Origin of the sequence: Sphingomonas insulae (assembly GCF_010450875.1) — a bacterium.
Taxonomy (GTDB): Bacteria; Pseudomonadota; Alphaproteobacteria; order Sphingomonadales; family Sphingomonadaceae; genus Sphingomonas; species Sphingomonas insulae.
Genome location: NZ_CP048422.1, coordinates 2,182,777 through 2,200,000, shown reverse-complemented (window position 1 = coordinate 2,200,000; position 17,224 = coordinate 2,182,777). Strand labels below are relative to the sequence as shown.

Sequence of the window (17,224 nt, the reverse complement as noted above, 5' to 3'; positions counted from 1 at the left end):
TGCCGCGATCGCCGGTCAGCGTGGCCGGCGGGTCCTGCTGGTCGATCATGCCGACGAGGCGGGCAAAAAGATCGTCATTTCCGGTGGGGGACGTTGCAATTTCACCAACATCCATACCGCGCCCGATCGCTATCTGTCTGCCAATCCGCATTTCGCCAAGTCGGCGCTCGGGCGCTACACCGCCGCCGATTTTATCGGGATGGTCGAGCGCCACGGCATCCGCTGGCACGAAAAGACGCTGGGGCAGCTGTTCTGCGACGGATCGGCGCGGCAGATCGTCGCGATGCTGCTGGGCGAATGCGAGCTCGGGCGGGTCGAACTGGCACTGTCGTCGCCCATCGGCGAGGTCGGGCATGACGGCAATCGCTTTACCGTCGCCCTGCCCGGTCGCATCGCCACTGCCCCACGGCTTGTCATCGCGACGGGCGGGCCGTCGATCCCCAAGATGGGCGCGACCGGTTTCGCCTACGATCTCGCGCGCCGTTTCGGGCTGAAGGTGGTCGAGCCGCGCCCGGCGCTCGTGCCGCTGACCCTGGGTGGCGAGGAAGCATTGTTCCGCACGCTGTCCGGAGTTGCGGCAGAGGTGGTGGCCAGCGCGGGCAAGTCGCGGTTCCGCGAGGCCGCGCTGTTCACGCACCGCGGCCTGTCCGGCCCGGCGATCCTGCAGATATCGAGCTACTGGCGGCCACGCGAACCGATCGCGATCGACTTCACACCCGATACCGACGCCGACTGGCTGGTACGGACCAAGCGGGCGCAACCGCGTACCACGCTGCGCCGAGCGTTGGCCGCGACGCTACCCGATCGACTGGCCGAGGCGCTGAGCGAACGGCTCGCGCTGACCACGGAACTGGCCAACACGCCCGATCGCAAGCTGGCGGAGGCGGCCCTACAACTCTCGGCGTGGCGTTTCACCCCGAATGGCAGCGAAGGCTATGCCAAGGCAGAGGTCACCGCGGGCGGGATCAGCACCGCCGACCTGTCATCGCAGACGCTGGAGGCGCGGCGGGTACCCGGCCTGCATGCAATCGGCGAGGCCGTCGATGTCACCGGCTGGCTGGGCGGCTACAACTTTCAATGGGCGTGGGCGAGCGGCTGGGCGGCGGCACAGACCTTATAGCGACACTCCCGATCGGTCGTTCCCCGGGCAGCCGTGGCCAGTCGGCAATGCCGGGGCTTTCAGGCAGTTGTGCGCCGGTAATCCGCTGTAGCTGCACGCTGTAACCGGCCGCGAGTTGCGCAAACGCACGTTTGAGAGTAGGGGCTTGTACGCGGCCTCGCTCGGCCTCGGCTTCGCGGATTAGGCGGCGCAGGGTCTCTGGGGTCACGGTCACGGCCATGATGCGCGGGTACAAGCGCTACATTGCGTCCGTATTGCCGCCCGCACCTGGCCCGCGATTCCATCGCGACTCTGTTGTCCCTGCTGCGTTCCCGCCCGGCTCATCGCCTCGGCTGTGGGGCGCCGCTCGTATTTAGGTTTTCCCATGCCCTTTTCCTCCCTGCCCCCGCTTCTCGCCGAAGCGCTCGTCGCTCGCGGCTATGAAGCGCCCACCACCGTCCAGGCATCGGTGATCGAACCCGAGGCGGCGGGCCGCGACCTTGTCGTGTCCGCCCAGACCGGTTCAGGCAAGACCGTCGCCTTCGGCCTCGCCATGGCCGGCGAGCTGATGGCGGACGGCACCCTGCCCCCGCCTGGCCTGCCGCTCGCTCTCATCATCGCTCCTACCCGCGAACTCGCCTTGCAGGTCAGCCGCGAGCTGATGTGGCTGTACAAGGGTGCGCATGCCCGCATCGCTACGTGTGTCGGCGGCATGGACGCTAGCAAGGAGCGCCGCTCGCTCAGCCACGGCGCGCATATCGTCGTCGGCACGCCGGGGCGTCTTCGCGACCATCTGGAGCGCGGCGCGCTCGACCTGTCGGCGCTGCGCGTCGCGGTGCTGGACGAGGCGGACGAGATGCTCGACATGGGCTTCCGCGAGGACCTAGAGGGTATCCTCGACGCCTCGCCGACCGAACGCCGCACGCTGATGTTCTCGGCCACGATGCCGCGGCCGATCGTCGCGCTCGCCAAGCGCTACCAGCGCGATGCGCTGCGCATCTCGACGGTCGGTGAAGACCGCGGCCATGGCGACATCGCCTATCAGGCGGTCACCGTCGCACCGGCCGATATCGAGCATGCCGTCATCAACCTGCTCCGCTTCCATGAGGCGGAGACGGCGATGCTGTTCTGCGCCACCCGCGACAATGTCCGCCATCTGCACGCCAGCCTGGTCGAGCGTGGCTTCGCGGCGGTCGCGCTGTCGGGCGAACACAGCCAGAGCGAGCGCAACTCGGCGCTCCAGGCCCTGCGCGACCGCCGCGCCCGCGTCTGCGTCGCGACCGACGTCGCCGCGCGCGGCATCGACCTTCCCTCGCTCAGCCTCGTCGTCCACGTCGAGATGCCGCGCGATGCCGAGACGTTGCAGCATCGTTCGGGGCGCACCGGTCGCGCCGGCAAGAAGGGGACCGCGGTCCTCATCGTCCCCTATCCGCGCCGCCGTCGCGTCGACATGATGCTACGCCAGGCCAAGATCGCCTGCGACTGGATCCCTGCCCCCTCGGCCGACGATATTCGCAAGCAGGATCGCGAGCGCCTTATCGCGACGCTGCTTGCCCCGATCGAGTTCGACGACGAGGATCGCGAACTGGCGACGCGGTTGATGGCGGAAAAATCGGGCGAGGATATCGCCGCCGCGCTCGTCCATGCGCATCGCGCCTCGATGCCGCAGGCCGAAGACCTGCTCGACTCCTCCGCGCCGAGCGCCAATCAGACCGATCGCACGCAAGGCCACCGCCCCGGCTTCGACGATACCGTCTGGTTCCAGATGGACATCGGCCGTCGCCAGAACGCCGATCCGCGCTGGCTGTTGCCGCTGATCTGCCGTCGGGGTCACATCACCAAGGCCGAGATCGGCGCGATCCGCATCAATCCGAACGACACGATCTTCGAGGTGCCGCGCGCCGTCGCCGACCGCGTGCTTGCCAGCGTGCAGCGCACGGCGAATCCGGAGAACGACGAGGGCAGCCTGCAGATCATCCCGTTCACCGGCAATCCGCGGCAAGAGCGCGGCAGCGAGGATCGCGGTCCCCGCACGCCCCGCACCGGCGCCGGGGGCGGCACCGGTCGGCCGCGGCCGGCATCCGGCGGCGCGCCGGCGCGCCATCAGGCGAAGCCCTATCGCAAGGGCCCCCGTGGCTAGGAGTCCCCGCTGATGAGGACAGGCGTCCGTATCCTGGTCGATGCGGATGCCTGTCCCGTCAAGGAAGAGATTTACAAGGTCGCTTGGCGCCGCGAGGTGCCGGTGACGATCGTTAGCAACAGCCACTTCCGCGTGCCGGTTCACCCGCTCGTCACACGCGTGGTGGTAAGCGACGGCTTCGATGCCGCGGACGACTGGATCGCCGAGGCTGCCGATACGGACGCCGTGGTCGTGACCGCCGACATCCTGCTGGCAGATCGCGCGCTGAAGGCCGGCGCGACGGTGCTCAGCCCCACGGGGAAACCGTTTACGACCGCCTCGATCGGGGGCGCCATCGCGACGCGGGCGATCATGGCGGACTTGCGCGCGGGCGGGGATCAGCTTGGTGGCCCGAAGCCGTTTGCCGCAGCGGATCGCAGCCGCTTCCTGCAGGCACTCGACACGGCGCTTGCGAGGTTACAGCGCTGACGGGACGGACGAGGTCAATCTCACCCTGAAACGGCTGACGACCGGATGGCGGCCGGATGTCGAAAGTGTCATCCGGTTTTGGCGCCGGAACCAGCCCCACCCCTTGCCGATTGTCGCGATCATTCCAGCAAAGGAGTCTCGCCGATGATCCGTCTTTGTCTGCTCGGTGCCGCACTGATCGTCACCGTACCGGTCGTCGCTCAGGCGCAGAGCGCCCGTCCCGTCGCACAGCCGAACAGGCCCCTGCCCCACGATCCCGGCCAGGACAGCAGCAATCCGCGCAGTAACGCGATCGCCGCCGAAACGGCGCCCGATGTCGCTGCCGCCAATCGTGAGATTGCTGCACAGGCGCGGCTTCAGGGCGGTGCCGTCGCAGCGGTGAACAGCGCGAACGAGGCGCGCTACGCCGCCGACGTCGCGCGCTATCGCACCGCGATGCGCAAGCGCCGGCATATCATCGCCGCCGATGCCGCGCTCCAGGCCGATCGCGAACGCGCCTATGCAATGGCGATGGCCGACTGGCGCGCGCAGGTCGATGCTTGCAGCCGCGGCAGGACCCGCGCGTGCAAGCGGCCGACGCCGAACCCGCAAGACTATATGTAAGAGCCGCGGGCCGGCGCCTCTACCGCGTACTACCGCTGTCAGGACACCGATCGAGCAAGTGCCATACTTGTCCGATCGGTTTGACGTCTCAATCTGGACGCGACGTGCCTCTATACCAGATTATCCCTCGTCGCCCATCCGCAGAGCCGCGATGAAGGCTTCCTGGGGAATGCTGACGCTACCGTATTCGCGCATCTTCGCCTTGCCCTTTTTCTGCTTGTCGAGCAGCTTGCGCTTGCGGCTGGCGTCGCCGCCATAGCATTTGGCCGTCACGTCCTTGCGCATCGCGCTGATCGTCTCACGCGCGATCACCTTGCCGCCGATCGCCGCCTGGATCGGGATCTTGAACAGGTGGCGCGGGATCAGTTCCTTCAGCCGTTCGACCATCCCGCGGCCGCGCGTTTCCGCGGTACCGCGGTGGACGATCATGCTCAATGCGTCGACCGGCTCCTCGTTGACGAGGATGCTCATCTTGACGAGGTCACCCTCGCGATAGCCGATCTGGGTATAGTCGAAGCTCGCATAACCCTTCGACAGCGATTTCAGCCGATCGTAGAAATCGAACACCACCTCGTTGAGTGGCAGCTCGTACGTCGCCTGCGCGCGCCCGCCGACATAGGTCAGGTTCTGCTGGATGCCGCGGCGGTCCTGGCACAGCTTCAGGATCGAGCCGAGATATTCGTCGGGAACGTAGATCGTCGCGTTGATCCACGGTTCGCTGATCGTCGCGATCTTGTTGGGATCGGGCATGTCGGCGGGATTGTGGAGGTCGATCTGGGTGATGCCGGCCGGATCGGGATGCGTCAGTTCGATCTGGTACACCACCGACGGCGCGGTGGTGATGAGGTCGAGGTCGTATTCGCGGGTCAGCCGTTCCTGGATGATCTCGAGATGCAACAGGCCGAGGAAACCGCAGCGGAAGCCGAAGCCGAGTGCCGCCGAGGTCTCCATCTCGAAGCTGAAGCTGGCGTCGTTGAGGCGTAGCTTGCTGATCGATTCGCGCAGCTTTTCGAAATCGTTGGCGTCGATCGGGAACAGGCCGCAGAACACGACCGGCTGGACTTCCTTGAAGCCCGGCAGCGCCTCGGCGGCGGGCTTGCGCGCGTCGGTCAGCGTGTCGCCGACGCGGGCCTGCGCGACGTCCTTGATCTGCGCGGTGATGAAGCCAATCTCGCCCGGCCCAAGGTCCGTGAGCTGTTCGATCTTGGGCCGGAAACAACCGACACGGTCGACCAGGTGCGTGGTGCCCGCCTGCATGAAGGTAACCTGCTGCCCCTTCTTGAGCACGCCCTCCATCACGCGGACGAGGATGACGACGCCGAGATACGGATCGTACCAGCTGTCGACCAGCATCGCCTTCAGCGGCGCGGTATCATCGCCCTTCGGCGCAGGGATACGGGTGACGATCGCCTCGAGGATCTCGTCGATGCCGATGCCCGACTTGGCGGATGCCAGCACCGCGCCGGACGCATCGATGCCGATGACGTCCTCGATTTCCTTTCGCACCATCTCGGGTTCGGCGGCGGGCAAGTCGATCTTGTTGATGACCGGCACGATCTCGTGATCGTGCTCGATCGACTGGTAGACGTTGGCGAGCGTCTGCGCCTCGACACCCTGCGCCGCGTCGACGACCAGCAGCGCGCCCTCGCACGCCGCCAGGCTGCGCGACACCTCATAGGCGAAGTCGACGTGGCCCGGCGTGTCCATCAGGTTGAGCGTGTAGGTGACGCCGTCCTTAGCCGGATACGACAGGCGCACCGTCTGCGCCTTGATCGTGATGCCGCGTTCCTTCTCGATATCCATGTTGTCGAGCACCTGGCTCGACATCTCGCGGTCGGTCAGGCCGCCGGTCCGCTGGATCAGGCGGTCGGCGAGGGTCGACTTGCCGTGGTCGATGTGGGCGATGATCGAAAAGTTGCGGATCTGCGAAAGCGGGGTCGTCATGGCAGCGCCCCTAGCAGGGTGTCGGCAGCTTCACAAAGGGGGACGCGCCGGTCGTATCACGTACGGCTCAGCCGCTCGATCGCGCTCAGGGCGTTGAGGTAGCGCACCTCCCCTGCCCCGGTGACGAGCGCCCAGGGCAGATCGCGTTCATCAAGGATCGCCTTGCTGAGGTCGAAGAAGCGGCGCCGCTCCCGTTCGGAGCCGAACATCCGGGTGCCATCCTCGACCCAGGGGAGGTCGACGTCGAACAGCAGATAGATGTCGGCGGTGGCGGTCCAGGTGGCGAACCAGGGGTCGCGGCGACCGAACAGCATGTCCGCCCACACCGCGGTCATCAGCGGATCGGTATCGAGGATGACGGGATAATGCCGTTCGGCGAGCGCACCGCGGACCTTGGCGTCGTGCCCCTTCCCGATCTCGACCAGGTCGGCCATCGTCAGGTCGGTGCCGAACGCCTCGCAATAGGCGCGGCCGAACTCCGCGACGCAGGGCACCCCGCCGAAATGCTGGGCGAGGCGCGGGGCCAGCGTTGACTTGCCCGTGCTTTCCGGGCCATGCAGGCAGATGGAGAGCGGCGTCACGCCATGGCCTCGGTCCGCAGTCGCGCCCGTGTCCAGCCGAGCAGGCCACCGACCGACAGCGCCAGCAGGACGCCGTACAGGGCGCAGGTGAACCACAGCCCCTTGGCCGCGTAGAGCGGGATGCTGGCGATATCGACGGTGATCCACACCCACCAGCTTTCGATCGCCCGCCGCGCCTGAAGCAGTTGCGCCGCGATCGAGGCGATGGCGATCGCCGCATCCCACCACGGGTAGGACGCGTCGGTGTAGCGATGCATCATCGTCCCCCAAAGCATGCAGACCGCGATGCCGCCGAGGGCCCATGCCAGCCGGGCGGCGGGGGCGAGCCGTTCGACGACGACTTCGCCCGCGTGCGCCCGGCTGCGTGCCCAATTGCTCCACCCGTACAGGTTGGCGGCGAAGAAGAACGCCTGCAGCAATGTGTCGCTGTAGAGGCGGGCGCCGGCGAAGACCCAGGCGTAGAGGGCGACGGCGGCGAGCGCGACCGGATAGTTCCACACGTTTCGCCGGGCGACGAGCGCGACATTGACCACGACCAGCGCGGCGGCAAGCGGTTCGACGAAGGCTGGTGCCATATCCACGGCCGCCTGCCTAAGGCCGCCACGACGGTTTTCGCAAGCCCGTCATTCCGGCGCTTGCATCCCGTTTCGGGCGTGGCTATAGGCGCGCCTCCAAGCACGGTTCGGCCCTTCACGGGGCTGATATCGAACTCCGTCGGGGAGTAGCTCAGCCTGGTAGAGCACTGTCTTCGGGAGGCAGGGGCCGGAGGTTCGAATCCTCTCTTCCCGACCATTTCCGCCGCGTTCCGCGGTGGATTGCCTGGTACATCAGGAGCGGTGCCCGAACCGCTCCCCTAGCGCCCGTAGCTCAGCTGGATAGAGCATCAGACTACGAATCTGAGGGTCGGACGTTCGAATCGTTCCGGGCGCACCATTTTCAAGATCATCATCCGGAGCCGCAGCTTTGGTGGACAAGAGCTGGGGCACTGCCCCGTCGACGCCGTCGTTTCGCGTCAGGACCAACGACAGCACCGACCAGCGTGCCGCCGAGCGCGCCCGTGCGCGCGAAGAGCGCAGCCGCGATCGCGCCGCGGCGATGACGCAGCGGCTGGAAACGCGCGCGGTCGAGCGCGAGGCGGACATCCGTTCGCGAGAGGAGGCGCGCGTCGCCCGCCGGGTGGAGGAAGAGCGCAAGGCAGAGGGCGATCCCCATGCCGCCGCCGCGCAGCGCCGCCGTGGGTCGGGACGCAAGGACGTGGTGCGCGAGCAGCGCGACACCCGCAGCTATACGACCATCGTCGATGTCGGCCGGATGCGCGAACTGGCCAAGCGCGGTGCGTCGACCGCCGGGCTGGCCGGCGCGTTCGGGATTACCGAGGCCGAGGTGACGGCGGCGCTGGCGGATGCGGACGCGGACGAAGAGTGAGACAAGATGAACAAGTGGGGCACTTGTGACGAAACGATCGAGGGCGATCGTTTGCGATCAGGCGATGATCCACAAATCGGCGAGAGCGGCGGCTCTGTAGCACTCGGCAAGGGTGTAGGACAGCAGCCCCGTAATCCGCTGTCGTTTCGGTATCTTGCAGATACCCGCATCCATCATGCCCGCCCCCGCAAAGACGAGGAGCAGGCTCCGCCGCAGCCCGCCCCTGCCGGCGACCGACGACAATCGATCAGGCGGCGCGGGCGAACCGGCGAGCTTCGGCACGGTCGTTGGCGATCGTACGCGCCGGCTGGATCGGGGCAGCGCCAAGCACCGACATGGCGGCCTGACGGCGATAAGAGATGATGGCGGCGATCAGGCTGAACATGGGAACGGCTCCTGGGGAAGGATTGCTGCAATGCAGCATCGGTGCGGCATATGTTGCCCCTGGGAGCATGCGGCAATTGCAATGTGACTTTGCGCGATTGCGTGCCATGCAATCGTAAAAGCCGTCGGGTCGGGAAGGCGTGATCTCCGCCGCGACGCCCCGCGACCGGTGGATTGCGGGGAGCTGAGCCGCCGCGTGTGCCCGGTGCCGGGGTCGCGACCCGGCCGTGGTCGATCCTTCAACCTGCCATGTTCCACGATCGCAAATGATGTTCATTCAGGCCTTCCCCCCAACGCGCATCGTGGCCGTCACGCGCGCGTGATTGCGGCTGAGCGCATCCGCCCGGCTAAAGTCTTGATCTGGAATGCGATCGGAACGAAACGGGGACATGGCCGATGACGAAGCCCCGCCGCAGCGAAAGGTGATCCATGTCGACATGGATGCCTTCTATGCGTCGGTCGAACAGCGCGACGACCCGACCTTGCGCGGCAAGCCGGTCGCCGTCGGTGGATCGCGTGCGCGCGGGGTCGTGGCGGCGGCGAGTTACGAGGCGCGCGCGTTCGGTGTGCGCAGCGCGATGCCGTCGGTCACCGCGATCCGGCGTTGCCCCGACCTCGTCTTTGTCCGGCCGCGGTTCGACGTGTATAGCGGGGTGTCGCGGCAGATCCGGGCGATCTTCGCCGACTATACCGACCTGATCGAGCCGCTGTCGCTGGACGAGGCGTATCTGGACGTCACCACCGATATTCGCGGACTGGGATCGGCCAAGGCGATCGCCGAGGACATTCGCGCGCGCATCCGCGCCGACACCGGACTCACCGCATCGGCCGGCGTCAGCTACAACAAATTCATCGCCAAGCTGGCGTCCGACCAGAACAAGCCCGACGGCATCTGCGTGATCCCGCCGCACAAGGGCGCGGCGTTCGTCGCATCGCTGCCGGTCAAGCGCTTTCATGGCGTCGGGCCGGTGACCGCGAAAAAGATGGAGTCGCTCGGCATCCTGTCGGGCGCGGACCTGCGCGACCGGCCGCTGGCGTTCCTGCAGGCGCATTTCGGATCCTATGCCGATTACCTGTATCGGGCGGCACGCGGCGAGGATCACCGCCCGGTGCGATCGCATCGCCAGTCGAAATCGGTCGGTGCGGAACGGACGTTCGAAACCAACCTGTTCGATCGCGCGGACCTGCACGCGGCGCTTGCCCGCGTGGCGGAGGCGGCGTGGGTGCGGATCGACCGGTCCGGCACGCGGGGACGGACGGTGACGCTGAAGCTGCGCCATGCCGATTTCCGCACCATCACGCGGGCGCGATCGTTCGGCGTGCCGATCGCCGACGAGGCGGCGTTCCTGAAGATTGGCGACGAGCTGCTCGATGCGCAGCTGCCGGTGCCGGATGGCGTGCGGCTGCTGGGGCTGACGCTGTCGGGGATCGTCGGCGAGGATGCCGATGTCGACGAGGTGCAGCCCAGCCTGCCGTTGTAAGTGGCTGGGGTGTGTTGCGGGAAGGGTTTCGTGGCCGAGGACGGGGGCGCAATCGAAAAAGGTAGTCGTTACTATGCGTAGCGCTTTTTTGGCGTGGTTGCCCAACTCGACCCCGAACTTCGCCGGGGGACGGATTTGTGATCGAGGGCGGCGCTCTGTCACTACCTTGGTCCAACCAGGCTCGCCGGTTGCCCCGGGACGGAATCGCGACGGACAGCTCGCCGTCATCCCCGCCCCTCGACGCGTTAACGATTGTCGTTTACGCCTCGTTTACCAAACGGGCGGGGACATGACGGGCGAAGCGTGGTTCATTGCGGCGATGGCGCTGAGCCTGGCGGGCTATGGCATCTATCTGGCCGGACTGCGGCGCCACTTGGTCGAGCCGAGCCGGGCCTCATGGCTCATCTGGGCGGTCGCGACGGGGGTCGAGGCGGCGACGTATCTCGCGGTCAATCCGGGCGAGCCGCAGGGGCTGGTGTTCGCAACGTCGGCGATCGCCTGCATCGTGGTGACGCTGGCGATGTGGCGACGGTCGCGCTGGACCGCCCCCTCCCCCACCGAGACGGCCTGCATGGCGGCAAGTTTCGTCGCGATCATCCTGTGGCTGCTGCTGAAGGAGACGTTCTGGGCGCATATGCTGGTCGTCGCGGCGGTGCCGCTGGGCTTCTGGCCGACCTGGGCGAGCGTATGGGAGGATCGCGCACGCGAACGCTCGCCGGCCTGGGGGCTGTGGACGCTGGGCGACCTTGCCACGCTGATCGTCGCGACGCGAAGTTCGGGATCGGGCGTCGGCGAATATGCCTATGTGCTGGTCGAGTTGCTGTGCCACGCCAGCGTGTGGTTCATGGTCGGGCTGGCGACGATCAACCCGTTGCGATCGTTCGGACGGCGCGAGGGCGGGTTGCGCGTGCTCGACGCCTATCTGCCGGCCAATCCGTTCGCCGTGGGCGAGACGCATCTGGGCAAGGCGGTGTTCGCCGCACGGAATTTCGCGGAGGGCGAGACGATCGTGCGCTTTTCGGGGCGGACGGTGCCCGCATCGCGACTGCCACGCGGCCTGAGCGGGGCGGCGGACCGCTTCCTCCAGATCGCACGCGATCGCTATATGGGGCCGTCGGGCCGGATCGACGATCTCATCAACCACAGCTGTTCGCCCAATGCCGGGCTGCGCTTCACGGACGGCGGCGTGTTCCTGACGGCGCTGCGCGGGATCGCGCCCGGCGAGGAGATCGCGTGGGACTATTCGACAACGCTGGCCGATCGCGACTGGTCGATGGTCTGCGCCTGCGGCAGCGCCGAATGCCGCGGGGTGGTGCGCGCCTTCGCCCTGCTGCCCGCGGAGGCACAGGCACGGTATCGCACGCTGGACGTGGTCGCGCCCTATCTGGATGAGGTGGCGGTTCGCGCGGCGTGACGATACGCGGCTGCGGGCGGCGATGCGGACGAAGATGCCGTCCCCTTCGCGCATACGCCCTGTCCACCATTGCGTCCCGCTCCGGTTTCCGCTAACGGCCGCCGCTTCCACGCTCATGGCTGGATGCTTGCGGGAGGGCGCCCTGGCGCCCGACTGGACCGCTAAACTTGAAACGAGAGTGACATGGCAAAAAAGATCACAGGTTATATCAACCTGCAGGTTCCTGCAGGCGACGCGAAGCCCGCCCCGCCGATCGGCCCGGCGCTGGGTCAGCGCGGCGTGAACATCATGGAATTCTGCAAGGCGTTCAACGCGCAGACGACCGACATGGACAAGGGCACGCCCCTGCCCACCAAGATCACCGTCTATGCCGACCGCTCGTTCTCGTTCGAGATCAAGACGCCGCCGGCATCGTTCCTCATCAAGAAGGCCGCCGGCCTGAAGTCGGGTTCGAAGGAGCCGGGTAAGGTCGTCGCCGGCAAGATCGCGCGCAGCAAGCTCGCCGAGATCGCCCAGACCAAGATGAAGGACCTGAACGCCAACGACATCGAGGCTGCGACCAAGATCATCGAAGGCTCCGCCCGCGCGATGGGCCTCGAAGTGACGGAGGGCTGATACAATGGCCAAGCAGACCAAGAAGCGTAAGTCGAACGCGATCAACCCCGAGACGCTGCACGGCGTCGACCAGGCGATTGCCATCGCCAAGCAGAACGCCACCGCCAAGTTCGACGAGACCATCGAGGTCGCGCTGAACCTGGGCGTCGATCCGCGCCACGCCGACCAGATGGTCCGCGGCGTCGTGACGCTGCCCGCCGGCACCGGCAAGACCGTCCGCGTCGGCGTGTTCGCCCGCGGACCCAAGGCCGAGGAAGCACTGGCAGCCGGTGCGGACGTCGTCGGCGCCGAGGACCTGATGGAAACCATCCAGGGCGGCACCATCGACTTCGATCGCTGCATCGCGACCCCGGACATGATGGGCGTCGTCGGTCGCCTCGGCAAGGTGCTGGGCCCCAAGGGCCTGATGCCGAACCCGAAGCTCGGCACCGTGACGATGAACGTTGCCGAAGCGGTCAAGGCCGCCAAGGGCGGCCAGGTCGAGTATCGCGTCGAGAAGGCCGGCATCATCCATTCGGGCATCGGCAAGGCGTCGTTCACGCAGGAAGACCTGCGTCGCAACTTCGACGCGCTGGTCGATGCGGTCGTGAAGGCCAAGCCGTCGGGCGCCAAGGGCAAGTATGTCCGTAAGGTCGCCGTCAGCTCGACGATGGGTCCGGGTATCCGCGTCGACACTGCCGAGGTGGCTGGCGCGTAAGCGTTCCGGTCTTCGGATAGTGAAAGGGCCGGGAGCGATCCCGGCCCTTTTCATATGTGCCGCCGGCGTACGGTCGGATCGCCGCGGAGATGCGACGGGTTGGCGTCAGGCGGGGAAATCGGCGCCGATCGCCTGATCGCGCAGGCTCTCGATCGACGACAGCCGCTCCTTCAGCCTGGCGGTGACCGCGTCGTAGCCGAACTTGCCGAGCACCAGATGGCGCGGCGGATCGGTCATTTCGGCCGCGGCGATGATCGCTTCACCGGCGCGGACCGGATCGCCGGGCTGTTCGCCGCTATACCCCTTGGTGCTGTCCATGCGCGCGCCCGCCGTGTCGGCGTAATCGACGATGGTGACCGGCGTCTGCTGCAGCGACCGGCCCGCCCAGTCGGTGCGGAACGGCCCCGGTTCGACACAGGTCACCGCGACGCCGAGCGGGCCGACTTCGGCGGCGAGGCTGTCCGACCAGCCCTCCACCGCATGTTTCGACGCGGCATAATAACCGGAACCCGGAAAACCGACGAGGCCGGCGACCGAGGTGAAGTTGACGATATGTCCCTGCCGGCGTGTCCGCATGACCGGCAGGACGGCACGGGTCAGTGCGAACAGGCCGAAGACGTTCGTGTCGAATTGGGCGCGTATCGCATCGTCCTGCCCTTCCTCGACGCTCGCCTGATAGCCATAGCCGGCGTTGTTGACGAGCACGTCGATGCGGCCGAAACGATCCTCTGCCGCGGCCACCGCTTGGACGATGCCGGGGGCATCGGTGACGTCCAGCGAGAGTGCCAGGGCGCGATCCTCATGCCCCGCGACCAGATCGGCGACACGGGCCGCATCGCGCGCGGTCGCCACCACCCGCCAGCCGCGATCCAGTACCAGCCGCGCGAGGTCGCGCCCGAACCCGGTCGAACAGCCGGTGATGAACCACACGGGATCGGAAGCAAGCGTCATGGACCATCGCCTTTGGTGATACGGGAAGGAAGGTGTCGCCGCAGCAATGCGGCAGCCACCCGCCCGGTTCCCCGGCGACGGCGATCAGCGCGGCGGCTCATCGGCGGCGCGGATGGCGCTGCCGTCGAGATAGCCGCCGACGATATCGAACGGCCGCGACAGGATACCGCCGACTTCGCTGGCCAGCAGCACCGCGGCGGTGGTGACGATGACGATCATCACCGCGAACTGGACGATGCGGGACACACGCCGGCTGGCCGCTTCACGGTCGGCGATGGATGCGGCGGATCGGGCGGCGACGCGGCGATCGTCACCGTCGTGGCCCGGCTTGTGGAGCGGCGGCCTGGCCGCCACGATACCGTCGATGTCGATCCGGTCCTGGGTGCGGACGCCGAAATAGGCGCCCTTCTGCCAGACGACGCGGCCGACGATGACGTGATGGATACGGCGGATCTCGATCACCGTCCCGCGCGGGCAAGGTACATCGGCGGTGGCGAGCAGGCCGCGCGAGGACATGTTGTGGATCAGTACGTCGCCCCAATCCGCGCCGTGGCGCATGCGGGCGCGGACCAGGACCTTGCGACGTGCCTCCCGCTGCTTCACCGCAGCGATCCCCACCGGAACCGGGCGACCCGACACCGGTCGGTCGAAGGCATCATGCGGGCCATGGCGCCAGACTATGGCGAAGAGCTTAACGGGCGGTAAGCATGCCGACCGAAACGAACCTTGCCGGAGGGTGGGGCCCCTCCGGCACGTCGTCGGGGCGTTACAGACCGATGATGCCGCCATCGGTCTTGGTGATGACGATCGTCGCGGATCGCGGACGGCCGGTGCCGGTGCCGGTCGCCTGGCTCTGCGGCCAGTTGCTGGTGATGGCGGCGGGATTGCCGTTCTCGCCGGGGTGCTGGATGTTGACGAAGATCGCCCGGCCATCCGGCGTCGAATCGATGCCGGTGATCTCGCATTCCTTCGGCCCGACCAGGAAGCGCTTCAGGTTGGTGCCGGGCGCCTTGCCGATCCGCGTCGTCTGGCTGGCGGTGGCGCCGTTCAGGCTGTTGGTGATCGTCCGCGTGCCGCCGTCGCCGACGCTACCGGGAATCGCCGCCAGCAGCATGCAGTTGGTGACGTCGGTATAGGCGCCATCGTCGGTTTCGATCCACATCAACGGCGTCCCCTGCCCCGCGACGTTGCTCGGCCGGGCGAACCACAGGCCATCGGGCGACGAGAAGTCGTTGGTCGCATCGAGGTTCGACAGGTTGATGTTCGCCGGATTGAGATCGCTGCCGGCACCGAAGGCGTAGATATCCCAGGTAAAGGCCAGGGCCTCGCTGGTATCGCCGCTCTCGCGCAGGCGGATGACGTGGCCGTTGGGGTTGCCGCTGGTCGAACCGCCGGTCGTCTTGGGATCGGTATAGGCGCGCGGGTTCGCGGCGTCGGTGGTGGCCACCGTGCGCGACGAATTGTTGGTCAGCGTCAGATACATCTCGCCATTGACCGGGTTGACTGCGGTCCATTCGGGACGATCCATCCGCGTCGCGCCCAGCGCGTCGCCGGCGAGGCGGGCGTGGGTCAGCACGTCGGCCTGATCGGCGAAGGCATAAGCGGCATTGGCGGCGGTCAGCGGTCCCTGGCCGAAGACCAGCGGCAGCCACTGTCCGCTGCCATCGGCGGCCAGCTTCGCGACATAGAGCGTGCCGCTGTCGAGATACTTGTCGCCGATCGCGAGACGATTGGTCGTCGTCGCATCCGCCGCAGCCCAGGGCGTGGCGGAGACGAACTTGTAGAGATATTCGTTCTGCGCGTCGTCGCCCATGTAGAAGGCGGGCTTGATACCGGCGACCGTGCGACCGACCACACAGCCTTCATGGTTCATGCGGCCGAGCGCGGTGCGCTTGCGCGGGGTCGAGGCGGGGTCGAACGGATCGATCTCGACCACCCAGCCATATTGGTTGGGCTCGTTGCGAAAATCGCCGGTGCCGTTCGCGGGCAGCGTCGGGTCGATCGTCGCGTTGAACTTGGCGATGCGGGTATCGCCCGCCGCCGGTGCGGCCGCCGTCGTCCAGTTATAGTTGCCGCCGCGCTCGCTGAGGCCGTAGCGGGCGAAGGCGACGGAGGATTTGGCGCTGACCGCAGCCGTGCGGCGCGCGTTGTCGCCCGTGTCGCGGCGGAAATAGCCCGCCCAATTCTCTTCGTTGGTGAGGTAGGTCATCCATGGCATCGTGCCGTTGGCGCAATTGTTGATGGTGCCGCGACCGGCGCGACCCGTCGGCGAGAAGGCGGTGAAGAGCAGCCCGCTGCCCGCGACCGGCCCGGAGAAGCTGGTCGGCGTGAACGGCGTGATCCGGCGGTTGAGGCTGCTGGTCGGCGCATAGGCCCAGCCGCTGGTGCCGCGCGCGATCTCGATCACGCTGACGCCGTGGCATTCCATCTCCTTCAGAACCTCCGCCGTCGGCCGGGCGCCGGCGACGCTCGTCGGGCCGTTCGGGTGGAGATAGTTCTGGGTGATGTTCTCGTGGTTGAGCACCAGCACGCCGCGCGTGCTGCTGTTCGCATCGGGCGTGGTCCCGGTCGCGGCGAGGCCGAAGAAGCTCATGCCGTCGTGGTGATCGCCGGCACGCGCCGAAAAGGTCGCGTCGGTGCCGTCATTGGCATAGGCGCCGACGCTGGCGTTGATCGGATCGCCCAGACGGTACAGCACGGTAACCTGATAGCCCGAAGGCACCGCGACGATGTCGGCCAGGCTTTTCGGCACGGCAGTGAAGTCGAGCGTCGCGGGTGCGACGGTGACGGTCGTGTCGGCAACCGATTTGATGCCGTCACTCGACGTGCTGCTGAACTGGAAGCCAAGCACCGTCGATGCGGTGACGGCAGGGGCGGTGAAGCTGGCGGTGGCCGTCGCGCCATTGGCGAGCGTCACGATCGGGCCACTGGTCTGCGTCCACCCCGATGCCGACGCATTGCCGCTGGTGACGCTGCCGCTGAGCGTCACCGTCTTGCCGACCGAGGTCGTGATCGCCGAGCCGGCGGTGACGGTGGTGCCGCGACGATCGTCGTCCTTGTCGCAGGCGGTCAGCATCGTACTGCCGAACACCGCCGCGGTCATCGCCGACAGGCCGCCACGCAGCGTCTGGCGTCGCGAATAGCGCGACGCGATCAGATCGGCGATGTGCGGATTGGCGGTAAGATTGGTATCGATGTCGCCATCGTCATAGCCGATCGTCGGCTGGTTCAGCATCGTCATGAATTTTCCCCCGAATTTGCGGCAGCATGCCGCTCGCCAGGCCGCTTTGCCGGTGGAAAGCGGCAAACGGGTTGCGCAGCGATGACGGGATGATGAAACGGATATGACGGATCGGAGACGCCGCTGCCATTCCGCCCCGCCCGGGGAGGATCGGTTGACTCGCCATCGCATTGCGCTATGA

General features: G+C 67.1%; 18 protein-coding genes and 2 tRNA genes (1 of these 20 cut by a window edge). 11 read left to right on the top strand and 9 right to left on the bottom strand.

Annotation, left to right across the window (positions count from 1 at the left end; genetic code table 11):
• The 4 genes from GTH33_RS12125 to GTH33_RS12110 form a co-directional block, all read left to right on the top strand.
• A protein-coding gene (locus GTH33_RS12125) for a BaiN/RdsA family NAD(P)/FAD-dependent oxidoreductase (RefSeq protein WP_163958619.1) crosses the window boundary here: on the top strand, window positions 1-1,120 show its 3' portion. The gene continues 59 nt to the left of window position 1, outside the view; only the last 1,120 of its 1,179 coding nucleotides appear in the window; the start codon falls outside the window, past its left edge; its stop codon occupies window positions 1,118-1,120.
• Window positions 1,121-1,484: 364 nt separating this feature from the next.
• Window positions 1,485-3,239 (top strand): DEAD/DEAH box helicase, encoded by a 1,755-nt coding sequence (locus tag GTH33_RS12120; RefSeq protein ID WP_163958618.1) that lies wholly within the window; start codon window positions 1,485-1,487, stop codon window positions 3,237-3,239.
• Between the two features lie 12 nt (window positions 3,240-3,251).
• Window positions 3,252-3,707 (top strand): YaiI/YqxD family protein, encoded by a 456-nt coding sequence (locus GTH33_RS12115; protein WP_163958617.1) that lies wholly within the window; start codon window positions 3,252-3,254, stop codon window positions 3,705-3,707.
• A 144-nt stretch (window positions 3,708-3,851) separates the two neighbouring features.
• Window positions 3,852-4,310, top strand: coding sequence for a hypothetical protein (locus GTH33_RS12110; protein WP_243848317.1), 459 nt, complete (start codon window positions 3,852-3,854; stop codon window positions 4,308-4,310).
• A gap of 120 nt (window positions 4,311-4,430) precedes the next feature.
• Here GTH33_RS12110 and lepA read toward each other — a convergent pair whose 3' ends face one another.
• From lepA to pnuC, 3 genes are read right to left on the bottom strand one after another with little or no spacing between them, the layout of a single operon-like run.
• The gene (gene lepA, locus GTH33_RS12105) at window positions 4,431-6,254 is read right to left on the bottom strand and encodes a translation elongation factor 4 (RefSeq protein ID WP_163958616.1); all 1,824 of its coding nucleotides are present in this window, start codon (window positions 6,252-6,254) and stop codon (window positions 4,431-4,433) included.
• A 56-nt stretch (window positions 6,255-6,310) separates the two neighbouring features.
• Window positions 6,311-6,835 carry an AAA family ATPase gene (locus GTH33_RS12100; RefSeq protein WP_163958615.1) on the bottom strand — a complete coding sequence of 175 codons (525 nt, stop codon included), beginning with the start codon at window positions 6,833-6,835 and terminating at the stop codon, window positions 6,311-6,313.
• Window positions 6,832-7,410 carry a nicotinamide riboside transporter PnuC gene (pnuC, locus tag GTH33_RS12095; protein WP_163958614.1) on the bottom strand — a complete coding sequence of 193 codons (579 nt, stop codon included), beginning with the start codon at window positions 7,408-7,410 and terminating at the stop codon, window positions 6,832-6,834. The genes GTH33_RS12100 and pnuC overlap by 4 nt, the downstream gene beginning before the upstream one ends.
• Window positions 7,411-7,550: 140 nt before the next feature.
• Between pnuC and GTH33_RS12090 the strand changes: the two genes are divergently transcribed.
• The 3 genes from GTH33_RS12090 (at window position 7,551) to GTH33_RS12080 (ending at window position 8,260) form a co-directional block, all read left to right on the top strand.
• Window positions 7,551-7,627 (top strand) — tRNA-Pro (locus tag GTH33_RS12090).
• A gap of 64 nt (window positions 7,628-7,691) precedes the next feature.
• Window positions 7,692-7,768, top strand: a tRNA-Arg gene (locus tag GTH33_RS12085).
• A 33-nt stretch (window positions 7,769-7,801) separates the two neighbouring features.
• Window positions 7,802-8,260, top strand: coding sequence for a hypothetical protein (locus tag GTH33_RS12080; RefSeq protein WP_249054877.1), 459 nt, complete (start codon window positions 7,802-7,804; stop codon window positions 8,258-8,260).
• 57 nt (window positions 8,261-8,317) lie between these two features.
• On the opposite strand, the gene GTH33_RS12075 is transcribed toward GTH33_RS12080, so the two are convergent.
• Window positions 8,318-8,542 (bottom strand): hypothetical protein, encoded by a 225-nt coding sequence (locus tag GTH33_RS12075; protein WP_163958612.1) that lies wholly within the window; start codon window positions 8,540-8,542, stop codon window positions 8,318-8,320.
• Complete coding sequence (locus GTH33_RS12070) at window positions 8,508-8,645, bottom strand: hypothetical protein (RefSeq protein WP_163958611.1); 138 nt, start codon at window positions 8,643-8,645, stop codon at window positions 8,508-8,510. Before GTH33_RS12070 ends, GTH33_RS12075 begins: the two co-directional genes overlap by 35 nt.
• 388 nt (window positions 8,646-9,033) lie before the next feature.
• Here GTH33_RS12070 and dinB point away from each other — a divergent pair, with 388 nt between their 5' ends.
• The 4 genes from dinB (at window position 9,034) to rplA (ending at window position 12,851) form a co-directional block, all read left to right on the top strand.
• The gene (gene dinB / locus GTH33_RS12065; protein WP_163958610.1) at window positions 9,034-10,125 is read left to right on the top strand and encodes a DNA polymerase IV; all 1,092 of its coding nucleotides are present in this window, start codon (window positions 9,034-9,036) and stop codon (window positions 10,123-10,125) included.
• A gap of 289 nt (window positions 10,126-10,414) precedes the next feature.
• Window positions 10,415-11,539: an SET domain-containing protein gene (locus GTH33_RS12060; RefSeq protein ID WP_163958609.1), complete on the top strand. Its 1,125-nt coding sequence runs from the start codon at window positions 10,415-10,417 to the stop codon at window positions 11,537-11,539.
• 183 nt (window positions 11,540-11,722) lie between these two features.
• Window positions 11,723-12,154: a 50S ribosomal protein L11 gene (rplK, locus tag GTH33_RS12055; RefSeq protein WP_017978227.1), complete on the top strand. Its 432-nt coding sequence runs from the start codon at window positions 11,723-11,725 to the stop codon at window positions 12,152-12,154.
• Between the two features lie 4 nt (window positions 12,155-12,158).
• Window positions 12,159-12,851, top strand: coding sequence for a 50S ribosomal protein L1 (rplA, locus tag GTH33_RS12050; protein WP_163958608.1), 693 nt, complete (start codon window positions 12,159-12,161; stop codon window positions 12,849-12,851).
• A gap of 105 nt (window positions 12,852-12,956) precedes the next feature.
• On the opposite strand, the gene GTH33_RS12045 is transcribed toward rplA, so the two are convergent.
• The 4 genes from GTH33_RS12045 to GTH33_RS12030 form a co-directional block, all read right to left on the bottom strand.
• Window positions 12,957-13,802 (bottom strand): oxidoreductase, encoded by an 846-nt coding sequence (locus tag GTH33_RS12045; RefSeq protein ID WP_163958607.1) that lies wholly within the window; start codon window positions 13,800-13,802, stop codon window positions 12,957-12,959.
• 84 nt (window positions 13,803-13,886) lie between these two features.
• The gene (locus tag GTH33_RS12040) at window positions 13,887-14,405 is read right to left on the bottom strand and encodes a hypothetical protein (protein ID WP_208404064.1); all 519 of its coding nucleotides are present in this window, start codon (window positions 14,403-14,405) and stop codon (window positions 13,887-13,889) included.
• 163 nt (window positions 14,406-14,568) lie between these two features.
• On the bottom strand, window positions 14,569-17,043 hold the full coding sequence (locus GTH33_RS12035; RefSeq protein WP_420853544.1) for a PhoX family protein: 2,475 nt from the start codon (window positions 17,041-17,043) through the stop codon (window positions 14,569-14,571).
• Window positions 17,009-17,209, bottom strand: a complete 201-nt coding sequence (locus tag GTH33_RS12030; RefSeq protein WP_163958606.1) for a hypothetical protein — start codon at window positions 17,207-17,209, stop codon at window positions 17,009-17,011. The genes GTH33_RS12035 and GTH33_RS12030 overlap by 35 nt, the downstream gene beginning before the upstream one ends.
• Window positions 17,210-17,224: the final 15 nt, after the last annotated feature.

Bases quoted from the DNA above. Each gene is read 5' to 3' on its own strand.
- GTH33_RS12120 (WP_163958618.1), top strand. From the start codon at position 1,485: ATGCCCTTTTCCTCCCTGCCCCCGCTTCTCGCCGAAGCGCTCGTCGCT.
- GTH33_RS12115 (WP_163958617.1), top strand. From the start codon at position 3,252: ATGAGGACAGGCGTCCGTATCCTGGTCGATGCGGATGCCTGTCCCGTC.
- GTH33_RS12110 (WP_243848317.1), top strand. From the start codon at position 3,852: ATGATCCGTCTTTGTCTGCTCGGTGCCGCACTGATCGTCACCGTACCG.
- lepA (WP_163958616.1), bottom strand. From the start codon at position 6,254: ATGACGACCCCGCTTTCGCAGATCCGCAACTTTTCGATCATCGCCCAC.
- pnuC (WP_163958614.1), bottom strand. From the start codon at position 7,410: ATGGCACCAGCCTTCGTCGAACCGCTTGCCGCCGCGCTGGTCGTGGTC.
- GTH33_RS12070 (WP_163958611.1), bottom strand. From the start codon at position 8,645: ATGTTCAGCCTGATCGCCGCCATCATCTCTTATCGCCGTCAGGCCGCC.
- dinB (WP_163958610.1), top strand. From the start codon at position 9,034: ATGGCCGATGACGAAGCCCCGCCGCAGCGAAAGGTGATCCATGTCGAC.
- GTH33_RS12060 (WP_163958609.1), top strand. From the start codon at position 10,415: ATGACGGGCGAAGCGTGGTTCATTGCGGCGATGGCGCTGAGCCTGGCG.
- rplK (WP_017978227.1), top strand. From the start codon at position 11,723: ATGGCAAAAAAGATCACAGGTTATATCAACCTGCAGGTTCCTGCAGGC.
- rplA (WP_163958608.1), top strand. From the start codon at position 12,159: ATGGCCAAGCAGACCAAGAAGCGTAAGTCGAACGCGATCAACCCCGAG.
- GTH33_RS12045 (WP_163958607.1), bottom strand. From the start codon at position 13,802: ATGACGCTTGCTTCCGATCCCGTGTGGTTCATCACCGGCTGTTCGACC.
- GTH33_RS12035 (WP_420853544.1), bottom strand. From the start codon at position 17,043: ATGACGATGCTGAACCAGCCGACGATCGGCTATGACGATGGCGACATC.
- GTH33_RS12030 (WP_163958606.1), bottom strand. From the start codon at position 17,209: ATGGCGAGTCAACCGATCCTCCCCGGGCGGGGCGGAATGGCAGCGGCG.